The sequence below is a fragment of the Buttiauxella sp. A111 genome (assembly GCF_014189855.1).
Taxonomy (GTDB): Bacteria; Pseudomonadota; Gammaproteobacteria; order Enterobacterales; family Enterobacteriaceae; genus Buttiauxella; species Buttiauxella selenatireducens.
The window spans coordinates 432,751-443,005 of the sequence record NZ_BJFN01000005.1; the positions used below are offsets into that span (position 1 = coordinate 432,751).

Genomic DNA, 10,255 nt, shown 5'->3' on the forward strand with positions numbered 1-10,255 from the left:
TCGCGTCGGGCTGCATGGTAGCCCAAAATAACGACTATGACGACGCCCTGGAGGGTAATGATGTTGCAGCCGCCGAAAGTTTTGCTGCTATATGCCCATCCGGAGTCACAAGACTCGGTCGCAAACCGCGTCTTACTCCAGGCGGCGCAGAAGCTTGCTAATGTCACTGTGCATGACCTTTACGCTCACTATCCTGACTTTTTTATCGATATCTATCATGAGCAGGCATTGCTGCGAGAGCATGATGTCATCGTCTTCCAACATCCTCTTTATACCTATAGCTGCCCGGCGTTACTCAAAGAGTGGCTGGACCGTGTGTTGAGCCGTGGCTTTGCCAGCGGTATTGGAGGTAATGCTCTGGAGGGAAAGTATTGGCGCAGTGTGATTACCACCGGCGAGCCTGAAGGTGCGTATCGGCATGACGGTTTTAATCGGTTTCCACTGACCGATATTTTGCGCCCGTTTGAGCTCACAGCTGCAATGTGTCGTATGCACTGGATGAATCCCATCATCGTTTATTGGGCTCGTCGGCAGACTCCGCAAGAACTTGCCAGCCACGCGAAGGCCTATGGCGAGTGGCTGGCTTCGCCGTTACTTCCGGGAGGTCGCTAATGGAAGGTTCAGACTTATTGTTGGCTGGCGTCCTGTTTTTGTTTGCCGCGGTAGTTGCTGTGCCGATTGCGGCCCGTTTAGGGATTGGCGCGGTGCTGGGCTATTTATTGGCGGGTATAGCCATTGGCCCATGGGGGTTAGGTTTTATCAGTGATGTGGATGAAATTCTTCACTTCTCTGAATTGGGCGTTGTCTTCCTGATGTTTATCATCGGTCTGGAGTTGAACCCATCCAAACTTTGGCAACTTCGACGTTCTATTTTTGGTGTCGGTGCCGCGCAGGTGCTGCTCAGTGCCGTTGTACTGGCAGGGTTGCTGATGTTAACGAAGTTTTCCTGGCAGGCGGCGGTGATAGGCGGCATAGGTTTAGCGATGTCATCCACCGCAATGGCGCTACAACTGATGCGTGACAAAGGAATGAATCGCAATGAAGCCGGCCAGCTTGGTTTCTCAGTGTTGCTGTTCCAGGATTTAGCTGTCATTCCTGCGATTGCATTGGTGCCGCTGCTGGCCGGAAATGGTGATGACAGCCCCGACTGGATAAAAATCGGCTTCAAAGTGTTGGCCTTTGCAGGAATGTTGATTGGTGGTCGGTATCTGCTAAAACCGGTTTTCCGGTTTATTGCGGGTTCTGGTGTGCGTGAAGTCTTTACCGCCGCAGCACTTTTGTTGGTGCTGGGCTCGGCGTTATTCATGGATGCGCTCGGCTTTTCAATGGCGCTGGGTACGTTTATCGCCGGCGTATTGTTGGCCGAAAGCGAATACCGGCACGAGCTGGAAATCGCTATCGATCCATTTAAAGGACTATTACTGGGATTGTTCTTTATTTCCGTTGGCATGGCGTTAAACCTTGGCGTGCTCTACACCCATCTTTTCTGGGTCGTGTTAGGCGTCATGGTATTGGTGGCCGTTAAAGCCAGTGTGCTGTACGGCCTGTCGTGGTTTTTCGGTTTGCGCAGCTCGGAGCGTTTGCAGTTTTCAGGTGTGTTAAGCCAGGGAGGGGAGTTTGCTTTCGTACTTTTCTCAACGGCTTCATCGCAAAAGCTATTTAGTGGCGACCAAATGCCGCTGTTACTGGTGACCGTCACGCTTTCTATGATGACGACACCGCTGCTGATGAAAGGTGTCGATGCCATTCTTGCGCGGCGATTTAATGTTGCTGATGACGAAACGGATGAAAAACCTTATGTGGAAGACGATCAGCCACAAGTCATTATTGTTGGCTTTGGGCGTTTTGGGCAGGTCATTGGCCGTTTGCTAATGGCAAACAAGATGCGCATCACGGTACTCGAGAGGGATATCAGCTCTGTAAGCCTGATGCGCAAATACGGCTATAAGGTTTATTACGGTGATGCAACAGAACTGGAGTTGCTGCGATCGGCGGGTGCAGAAACGGCAAAATCGATTGTGATTACCTGTAATGAGCCGGAAGACACCATGAAAGTGGTTCACTTGTGTCAACAACACTTTCCACATCTGGCGATACTGGCGCGAGCCCGGGGGCGTGTAGAAGCTCATGAATTGTTGCAAGCTGGAGTGACCCAATTTTCACGTGAAACCTTCTCCAGTGCGCTGGAGCTTGGGCGTAAGGCCCTGATGACGTTGGGTATGCATCCGCATCAAGCGCATCGTGCACAACTCCACTTCAGGCGGTTGGATATGAGTATGCTGCGTGAATTAATGCCCATTCATACCGATAACGCACAAATTTCCAGGGTGCGTGAAGCGCGTCGTGAACTGGAAGAAATTTTCGAACGCGAGATGCAGCAAGAGCGTCGCCAGTTCGATGGTTGGGATGATTTTGAATAATTAAGGTGAAGCCAATGCCGGTGCGTAAACGATTTATTGCCGGGGCTGTTTGCCCCGAATGTCAGACGCGGGATTCTCTCGCGATGTGGCGTGAGAATAATGTCGATATAGTTGAGTGTGTTAAGTGTGGACACCAAATGCGTGAGGCGGATAAGCAACCGCAGGACCATGCTCGCAAACAAGAGCAAGTCATTGGGATTTTTCATCCAGACTAGCGAGGTGCGCCAGCTTTTTTTAAGCTTAGGGGTACACCGGCGCTAAATTCCGCTACAATCGGCGCCAGTTTTTTTTCCCATGCTCGCTCAGGAGATATCATGAAAGTAGCAAAAGACCTGGTGGTCAGCCTGGCTTACCAGGTACGTACAGAAGACGGTGTGTTGGTTGATGAGTCTCCGGTGAGTGCGCCGCTGGACTATCTGCATGGTCACGGCTCCCTGATTTCAGGCCTGGAAACTGCGCTGGAAGGCCACGTAGTGGGTGATCGTTTCGACGTGAACGTTGGCGCAAATGACGCTTACGGTCAATACGACGAGAATCTGGTTCAGCGCGTTCCTAAAGATGTGTTCATGGGCGTTGATGAGCTGGAAGTGGGTATGCGCTTCATGGCTGATACCGACCAGGGTCCAGTGCCAGTTGAAATTACCGCTGTTGAAGATGAGCACGTTGTTGTCGATGGCAACCACATGCTGGCAGGTCAGAACCTGAGCTTCAACGTTGAAGTTATCGCTATTCGTGAAGCTACCGCTGAAGAGCTGGCTCATGGCCACGTTCACGGTGAGCACGATCATCACCACGACCATGACCACGAAGGTGGTTGCTGTGGTGGTCACGGTCACGACCATGATCACGAACACGGTAAAGGCGGTTGTGGCGGCAATGGCGGCTGCGGTTGCCACTAATCCGTTCGAGATAAAAAAAGGCGTGTCACTGACACGCCTTTTTTGTGCTGCTAGTAATGCGGCGGCGGGGTTTCTTCTGATTCTGAGGCAACCATTGACGGTTGGCTGGCTTTTAACTTTTCAACCAGCAATCGGAAATGCTCGCGCAGTTTGACCATTTCTAATTCGTGAGCCGTTACCGTCTGATTTAACTCTTCTATCGTAATCTCCTGGAAAGCGAGACGACTCTCAAGTTCTTCCAGCCGTTGTTCGGTCGATTTTTGTTGCATGGCTAATCTCTCCTGCTCTGCGGATGGACAATTTCCGGCGATTCTACTGAAAAATTCCACACGTTACAGCGCAGTTTTGCTCTGGACGAAACTTCTTTAAACAAAAAGAGTCTGAATTTGTCTCGATAAGACGCGGAGAGATTGTGTAGATTTCTTCCACGACGTTATAGTACATCTCTTAGTTGATAATAACCTTGGGGTTTGAGGCCCCGGCCCTGGAGAAATGGATGAAATCACTGTTTAAAGTAACGCTACTGGCGACCACGATGGCCGTTGCCCTGAGCGCTCCTGCGTTCGCTGCTCCAGCCGCTGCAGCAAAAGATGCTGCTGCACCTACCGCGCCAGCTGCAAGCAACGCGGCATTTAAAAATGACGACCAGAAATCTGCGTATGCATTAGGTGCTTCGCTGGGCCGTTACATGGAAAACTCTCTGAAAGAACAAGAAAAACTAGGGATTACGCTGGATAAAAATCAGCTTATCGCTGGTGTTCAGGACGCATTTGCTGACAAAAGCAAATTATCCGACCAGGAAATCGAGCAGACTCTGCAAGCTTTCGAAGCTCGCGTGAAATCTTCCGCTCAAGCGAAAATGGAAAAAGACGCTAAAGAAAACGCGGATAAAGGCAAAGCCTTCCGTGATGCTTTCGCAAAAGAGAAGGGTGTTAAAACCTCGGCTACTGGCTTGATGTACAAAATCGACAAAGCCGGTACAGGTGAAGCACCGACCGACAGCGACACTGTTGTTGTGAATTACAAAGGTACACTTATCGACGGTAAAGAGTTTGATAACTCTTACACCCGTGGTGAGCCACTCTCTTTCCGTCTTGACGGTGTTATCCCTGGCTGGACTGAAGGTCTGAAGAACCTGAAGAAAGGCGGGAAAATCAAACTGGTTATTCCACCAGAACTGGCTTATGGCAAAACTGGCGTTCCGGGGATCCCTGCTAACTCCACACTGGTATTTGACGTTGAGCTGCTGGATATCAAACCAGCACCTAAAGCAGACGCGAAACCAGATGCCGCTCCAGCTCCAGAAGCTGAAGCAGCTAAGAGCAAATAAGGCATTATTAACCGCCGCCCCCAGGGCGGCGGTTTTTTATTTGAGGCAGGATATAATAAAAGCTGGAAAGCGCATCTGACGCTGTATTACCTTAGCAGGCTGCGCAACAACTGAGTATGAGTCTGCCCTGACACCATTTAAGCGCGACAGGCTCTCTGTAGAGGGTGGTATCTTTAAATGTCCAATTCGCTTTTAACCAATGAAACCAGTGAGCTCGACTTACTGGACCAACGTCCATTTGAACAAACCGACTTTGAAATATTGAAATCCTACGAAGCGGTCGTGGACGGGTTAGCGATGCTGATTGGTTCTCATTGTGAAATTGTGTTGCACTCGCTGCAAGATTTAAAATGTTCCGCTATCCGGATCGCAAATGGTGAACATACCGGGCGTAAAATTGGCTCGCCAATCACCGATCTCGCCTTGCGTATGCTGCATGATATGACTGGCGCGGACAGTAGCGTTTCCAAATGCTATTTTACACGTGCTAAAAGTGGTGTTCTGATGAAGTCAGAAACTATCGCCATCCGCAATCGTGATGAACGCGTCATCGGCCTGCTGTGTATCAACATCAATCTGGACGTACCGTTCTCGCAAATTATGTCGACGTTCATTCCGCCGGAAACGCCGGAGGTTGCTTCGTCCGTAAACTTTGCTTCATCCGTAGAAGATCTGGTCATGCAGGCTTTGGAATTCACAATCGAAGAAGTGAATGCCGACCGCAATGTGTCTAATAATGCTAAGAATCGACAGATTGTGCTTAACCTCTACGAGAAAGGCATTTTTGATATCAAAGATGCTATCAACCAGGTTGCTGACCGTCTGAATATTTCTAAGCACACTGTTTATCTCTACATCCGTCAATTCAAAAACGGTGATTTCCAGGGGCAGGATAAGTAATGCGTTTTGCCATCCTGGTGACAGGTCCGGCCTATGGCACGCAGCAGGCGAGTAGCGCATTGCAGTTTTCCCAGGCCGTCATCATGCAAGGCCATACGTTAGAAAGCGTGTTTTTCTACCGTGAGGGTGTCCACAACGCAAACGTTTTGACGTCGCCTGCGAGTGACGAATTCAATGTCGTACAGGCGTGGCAGCAATTGCATCAGCAGCATGGCGTTGAGTTGCATATCTGTGTAGCAGCAGCACTGCGTCGCGGTGTGACGGACGAAGAGCAAGCCACTCAGCTCGGTTTACCGAGCCATAACTTGCAGCCAGGTTTTATTCTCAGTGGTCTGGGAGCGCTGGCACAAGCTACGCTGACTTGCGATAGAACGGTGCAATTCTGATGAAGCGTGTCGCATTTGTATTTAAATCAGCCCCTCATGGGAGTGCTGCCGGTCGGGAAGGGCTAGATGCCTTACTGGCGACATCGGCGTTAACTGAAGATGTCGGTGTGTTTTTCGTTGGTGACGGTGTATTGCAACTGCTCCCAGGACAACGGCCTGGTCTCATTCTCGGCCGTGATTACATCGCAACATTTCGCGTACTGCCGTTATATGACATTGACCAGTGTTATCTCTGTGCGGCCTCTGTCCGGGAGCGGGGATTACCAATAGACAGTGCGTGGATTCTAGATGTACAACCTCTTGAACCGGATGCACTGGGCGAAATGCTACATAAGTTTGATGTCGTATTAACCTTCTGAGGCTACATGCTGCATATTTTACAACACTCACCTTTTCAAACCGATCTGGAATCGATGCTGCGCTGCGTGAAACATGGCGATGAGTTGTTATTGATCCAGGATGCAGTTATTGTCGCCCTCAGTGGGACGAAGGCCCTTGATTTGCTGCTCGCCGCCCCCATTTCTATTTATGCTCTGCAGGAAGATATCGAGGCACGCGGCTTAATCGCTCAAATTTCGACCAGTGTAGGCCAGGTCAGCTATACTGATTTCGTCAGATTGACAGTTAAACACGAACAGCAGATTACCTGGTAAAATCCAGGATTGTTGTATATTTCTTGACACCTTTTCGGCTCAGCCCTAAAATTCTGCGTCCTCATATTATATGAGGCCGTTTTATTACGTGTTTACGAAGCAAAAGCTAAAACCAGGAGCTATTTAATGGCAACAGTAAATCAGCTGGTACGCAAACCACGCGCTCGCAAAGTTGCAAAAAGCAACGTGCCTGCGCTGGAAGCCTGCCCGCAGAAACGTGGCGTATGTACTCGTGTATATACTACCACTCCTAAGAAACCAAACTCCGCACTGCGTAAAGTATGCCGTGTGCGTTTGACTAACGGTTTTGAAGTTACCTCCTACATCGGTGGTGAAGGTCACAACCTGCAGGAACACTCCGTGATCCTGATCCGTGGTGGTCGTGTAAAAGACTTGCCAGGTGTTCGTTACCACACCGTTCGTGGTGCACTTGACTGCTCCGGCGTTAAAGACCGTAAGCAATCTCGTTCCAAGTATGGCGTGAAGCGTCCTAAGGCTTAATGGTTTCCGTTAAGTAAGGCCAAACGTTTTAAATAAATGTCAAACTCAATAGAGTTTTGGACAACCCTGAATTAACAACGGAGTATTCCCATGCCACGTCGTCGCGTCATTGGTCAACGTAAAATTCTTCCAGATCCTAAGTTCGGATCAGAGTTGCTGGCCAAATTTGTAAACATTCTGATGGTAGATGGTAAGAAATCTACTGCAGAATCTATCGTCTATACCGCGCTGGAGACCCTGGCTCAGCGTTCTGGTAAAAACGAACTGGAAGCTTTCGAAGTCGCTCTGGACAACGTTCGTCCGACTGTCGAAGTTAAGTCCCGCCGTGTTGGTGGTTCTACTTATCAGGTTCCAGTAGAAGTACGTCCGGTTCGTCGTAATGCTCTGGCAATGCGTTGGATCGTAGAAGCTGCTCGTAAACGCGGTGATAAATCCATGGCTCTTCGCCTGGCGAACGAACTTTCTGATGCTGCAGAGAACAAAGGTACTGCAGTTAAGAAACGTGAAGACGTTCACCGTATGGCTGAAGCCAACAAGGCGTTCGCTCACTACCGTTGGTAATCCCTTCGTAGTGTTAGTCACCAAGCGGGCGCTTCATGTGAGCTGCCCGCTTTGGGTTACTTAAATGAACGTCCTAGGATATAGAGGAATCAAATGGCTCGTAAAACACCCATTGAGCGTTACCGTAACATTGGTATCAGTGCTCACATCGACGCCGGTAAAACTACTACTACCGAACGTGTTCTGTTCTACACCGGTGTAAACCACAAAATCGGTGAAGTTCATGATGGCGCAGCCACCATGGACTGGATGGAGCAGGAGCAGGAACGTGGTATTACCATCACGTCTGCTGCGACCACCTGTTTCTGGTCAGGTATGGCCAAACAGTTCGAACCACACCACATCAACATCATTGACACCCCAGGGCACGTTGACTTCACCATCGAAGTTGAACGTTCAATGCGTGTTCTTGATGGTGCGGTAATGGTTTACTGTGCTGTTGGTGGTGTTCAGCCACAGTCTGAGACCGTATGGCGTCAGGCAAACAAATATAAAGTTCCACGTATCGCGTTCGTTAACAAAATGGACCGTATGGGTGCTAACTTCCTGAAAGTTGTTGATCAGATTGAAAAACGTCTGGGCGCAACTCCGGTGCCTCTGCAACTGGCTATCGGCGCGGAAGAGAAATTCACTGGTGTTGTTGACCTGGTGAAAATGAAAGCAATCAACTGGAACGAAGCTGATCAGGGCGTGACCTTCGAATACGAAGAGATCCCAGCTGATATGCAGGAACTGGCAGAAGAATGGCGCCAGAAACTGGTTGAAGCCGCTGCTGAAGGTTCTGACGAGCTGATGGATAAATTCTTTGGTGGCGAAGAGCTGACTGAAGAAGAGATCAAAACTTCTCTGCGTAAGCGCGTTCTGAACAACGAAATTATCCTGGTAACCTGTGGTTCTGCATTTAAGAACAAAGGTGTTCAGGCGATGCTGGATGCGGTTGTTGAATATCTGCCAGCTCCGACTGACGTTACCGCGATTAACGGTATGCTGGACGACGGTAAAGACACTCCGGCTGTTCGTCACTCTGACGACAACGAGCCGTTTGCTGCTCTGGCGTTCAAAATCGCTACCGACCCGTTTGTTGGTAACCTGACCTTCTTCCGCGTTTACTCTGGCGTTGTTAACTCTGGCGACACCGTGTTCAACCCGGTGAAATCAGCGCGTGAACGTCTGGGCCGTATCGTACAGATGCACGCCAACAAGCGTGAAGAGATCAAAGAAGTTCGCGCGGGCGATATCGCTGCAGCGATTGGTCTGAAAGAAGTGACCACTGGTGACACCCTGTGTGACCAAGATAACGTGATCATTCTTGAGCGCATGGAATTCCCTGAACCGGTAATCTCCATCGCAGTAGAACCAAAAACCAAAGCTGACCAGGAAAAAATGGGTCTGGCTCTGGGCCGTCTGGCTAAAGAAGATCCATCATTCCGCGTATGGACTGATGAAGAAACTAACCAGACCATCATCGCAGGTATGGGTGAGCTTCACCTCGACATCATCGTTGACCGTATGAAGCGTGAATTCAACGTTGAAGCTAACGTTGGTAAACCTCAGGTTGCTTACCGTGAAGCGATTCGCGCGAAAGTTACCGATATTGAAGGTAAACACGCTAAGCAGTCTGGTGGTCGTGGTCAGTACGGTCATGTTGTTATCGACATGTACCCACTGGAGCCGGGTTCGAATCCGAAAGGCTACGAGTTCATCAACGACATCAAAGGTGGTGTGATCCCAACGGAATACATCCCTGCTGTTGATAAAGGCATCCAGGAGCAGCTGAAGTCTGGTCCTCTGGCGGGTTACCCAGTAGTAGATCTCGGCGTGCGTCTGCACTTCGGTTCTTACCACGACGTTGACTCCTCCGAACTGGCGTTTAAACTGGCCGCTTCTATTGCCTTCAAAGATGGCTTTAAGAAAGCTAAACCAGTTCTGCTTGAGCCTATCATGAAGGTTGAAGTTGAAACTCCAGAAGAGAACACTGGTGACGTTATCGGTGACCTTAGCCGTCGTCGTGGTCAGCTGAAAGGTCAGGAATCTAACGCTACTGGCGTTCAGATTCACGCTGAAGTTCCGTTGTCTGAAATGTTCGGGTACGCAACTCAATTGCGCTCCCTGACCAAAGGTCGTGCATCTTACTCCATGGAATTCCTGAAGTATGATGATGCGCCTAACAACGTTGCTCAGGCCGTAATTGAAGCCCGCGGTAAATAAACCCAGGGTTTATAAAACATTGATCCCGCGCTCTCTCCTTGAGGGGGGAGCGCAACAGTAAGGAATATAGCCGTGTCTAAAGAAAAATTTGAACGTACAAAACCGCACGTCAACGTCGGTACTATCGGTCACGTTGACCATGGTAAAACCACTCTGACTGCAGCAATCACTACCGTTCTGGCGAAAACCTACGGTGGTTCTGCTCGTGCATTCGACCAGATCGATAACGCACCAGAAGAAAAAGCTCGTGGTATCACCATCAACACTTCTCACGTTGAATATGACACCCCGACTCGCCACTATGCGCACGTTGACTGCCCAGGGCACGCCGACTACGTTAAAAACATGATCACCGGTGCTGCTCAGATGGACGGCGCTATCCTGGTTGTTGCTGCGA

14 protein-coding genes are annotated in these 10,255 nt (G+C 49.8%); 13 read left to right on the forward strand and 1 reads right to left on the reverse strand.

Features of this window, described 5'->3' with window-relative positions:
* Nucleotides 1-60: 60 nt before the first annotated feature.
* From kefG to slyD, 4 genes are all read left to right on the forward strand, one after another.
* Nucleotides 61-612 (forward strand): glutathione-regulated potassium-efflux system ancillary protein KefG, encoded by a 552-nt coding sequence (gene kefG, locus BSPA111_RS17080; protein WP_183272368.1) that lies wholly within the window; start codon nt 61-63, stop codon nt 610-612.
* Complete coding sequence (gene kefB / locus BSPA111_RS17085; RefSeq protein WP_183272343.1) at nt 612-2,420, forward strand: glutathione-regulated potassium-efflux system protein KefB; 1,809 nt, start codon at nt 612-614, stop codon at nt 2,418-2,420. The genes kefG and kefB overlap by 1 nt, the downstream gene beginning before the upstream one ends.
* Nucleotides 2,421-2,434: 14 nt before the next feature.
* Entirely contained in the window at nt 2,435-2,635 is a 201-nt protein-coding gene (locus BSPA111_RS17090; RefSeq protein ID WP_183272344.1) for a YheV family putative zinc ribbon protein, read from the forward strand.
* A 99-nt stretch (nt 2,636-2,734) separates the two neighbouring features.
* Nucleotides 2,735-3,319 (forward strand): peptidylprolyl isomerase, encoded by a 585-nt coding sequence (gene slyD / locus BSPA111_RS17095; protein ID WP_183272345.1) that lies wholly within the window; start codon nt 2,735-2,737, stop codon nt 3,317-3,319.
* A 50-nt stretch (nt 3,320-3,369) separates the two neighbouring features.
* Here the strand turns inward: slyD and BSPA111_RS17100 are convergent, their stop codons facing one another.
* A complete protein-coding gene (locus BSPA111_RS17100; RefSeq protein WP_183272346.1) occupies nt 3,370-3,588 on the reverse strand; it encodes a protein SlyX in 219 nt (72 codons plus the stop codon).
* A gap of 227 nt (nt 3,589-3,815) precedes the next feature.
* Here BSPA111_RS17100 and fkpA point away from each other — a divergent pair, with 227 nt between their 5' ends.
* The 9 genes from fkpA to BSPA111_RS17145 form a co-directional block, all read left to right on the forward strand.
* Nucleotides 3,816-4,649, forward strand: coding sequence for an FKBP-type peptidyl-prolyl cis-trans isomerase (gene fkpA, locus BSPA111_RS17105; protein WP_183272347.1), 834 nt, complete (start codon nt 3,816-3,818; stop codon nt 4,647-4,649).
* A gap of 177 nt (nt 4,650-4,826) precedes the next feature.
* A complete protein-coding gene (locus BSPA111_RS17110) occupies nt 4,827-5,549 on the forward strand; it encodes a transcriptional regulator (RefSeq protein ID WP_034460202.1) in 723 nt (240 codons plus the stop codon).
* Nucleotides 5,549-5,935 (forward strand): sulfurtransferase complex subunit TusD, encoded by a 387-nt coding sequence (tusD, locus tag BSPA111_RS17115; protein WP_183272348.1) that lies wholly within the window; start codon nt 5,549-5,551, stop codon nt 5,933-5,935. The genes BSPA111_RS17110 and tusD overlap by 1 nt, the downstream gene beginning before the upstream one ends.
* On the forward strand, nt 5,935-6,294 hold the full coding sequence (gene tusC, locus BSPA111_RS17120; RefSeq protein ID WP_183272349.1) for a sulfurtransferase complex subunit TusC: 360 nt from the start codon (nt 5,935-5,937) through the stop codon (nt 6,292-6,294). The genes tusD and tusC overlap by 1 nt, the downstream gene beginning before the upstream one ends.
* A 6-nt stretch (nt 6,295-6,300) precedes the next feature.
* A complete protein-coding gene (gene tusB, locus BSPA111_RS17125; RefSeq protein ID WP_183272350.1) occupies nt 6,301-6,588 on the forward strand; it encodes a sulfurtransferase complex subunit TusB in 288 nt (95 codons plus the stop codon).
* A 126-nt stretch (nt 6,589-6,714) separates the two neighbouring features.
* Nucleotides 6,715-7,089, forward strand: coding sequence for a 30S ribosomal protein S12 (gene rpsL / locus BSPA111_RS17130; RefSeq protein WP_003023654.1), 375 nt, complete (start codon nt 6,715-6,717; stop codon nt 7,087-7,089).
* 90 nt (nt 7,090-7,179) lie between these two features.
* Nucleotides 7,180-7,650 carry a 30S ribosomal protein S7 gene (gene rpsG, locus BSPA111_RS17135; protein WP_008457106.1) on the forward strand — a complete coding sequence of 157 codons (471 nt, stop codon included), beginning with the start codon at nt 7,180-7,182 and terminating at the stop codon, nt 7,648-7,650.
* Nucleotides 7,651-7,743: 93 nt separating this feature from the next.
* Nucleotides 7,744-9,858, forward strand: a complete 2,115-nt coding sequence (gene fusA / locus BSPA111_RS17140; RefSeq protein ID WP_183272351.1) for an elongation factor G — start codon at nt 7,744-7,746, stop codon at nt 9,856-9,858.
* 72 nt (nt 9,859-9,930) lie between these two features.
* On the forward strand, nt 9,931-10,255 hold a 325-nt coding region (locus BSPA111_RS17145; RefSeq protein WP_032641063.1), incomplete at its 3' end, for a GTP-binding protein.

Excerpts from the sequence above, each read along its gene's own strand:
- kefG (WP_183272368.1), top strand. The coding sequence starts at position 61 with ATGTTGCAGCCGCCGAAAGTTTTGCTGCTATATGCCCATCCGGAGTCA.
- kefB (WP_183272343.1), top strand. The coding sequence starts at position 612 with ATGGAAGGTTCAGACTTATTGTTGGCTGGCGTCCTGTTTTTGTTTGCC.
- BSPA111_RS17090 (WP_183272344.1), top strand. The coding sequence starts at position 2,435 with ATGCCGGTGCGTAAACGATTTATTGCCGGGGCTGTTTGCCCCGAATGT.
- slyD (WP_183272345.1), top strand. The coding sequence starts at position 2,735 with ATGAAAGTAGCAAAAGACCTGGTGGTCAGCCTGGCTTACCAGGTACGT.
- BSPA111_RS17100 (WP_183272346.1), bottom strand. The coding sequence starts at position 3,588 with ATGCAACAAAAATCGACCGAACAACGGCTGGAAGAACTTGAGAGTCGT.
- fkpA (WP_183272347.1), top strand. The coding sequence starts at position 3,816 with ATGAAATCACTGTTTAAAGTAACGCTACTGGCGACCACGATGGCCGTT.
- BSPA111_RS17110 (WP_034460202.1), top strand. The coding sequence starts at position 4,827 with ATGTCCAATTCGCTTTTAACCAATGAAACCAGTGAGCTCGACTTACTG.
- tusD (WP_183272348.1), top strand. The coding sequence starts at position 5,549 with ATGCGTTTTGCCATCCTGGTGACAGGTCCGGCCTATGGCACGCAGCAG.
- tusC (WP_183272349.1), top strand. The coding sequence starts at position 5,935 with ATGAAGCGTGTCGCATTTGTATTTAAATCAGCCCCTCATGGGAGTGCT.
- tusB (WP_183272350.1), top strand. The coding sequence starts at position 6,301 with ATGCTGCATATTTTACAACACTCACCTTTTCAAACCGATCTGGAATCG.
- rpsL (WP_003023654.1), top strand. The coding sequence starts at position 6,715 with ATGGCAACAGTAAATCAGCTGGTACGCAAACCACGCGCTCGCAAAGTT.
- rpsG (WP_008457106.1), top strand. The coding sequence starts at position 7,180 with ATGCCACGTCGTCGCGTCATTGGTCAACGTAAAATTCTTCCAGATCCT.
- fusA (WP_183272351.1), top strand. The coding sequence starts at position 7,744 with ATGGCTCGTAAAACACCCATTGAGCGTTACCGTAACATTGGTATCAGT.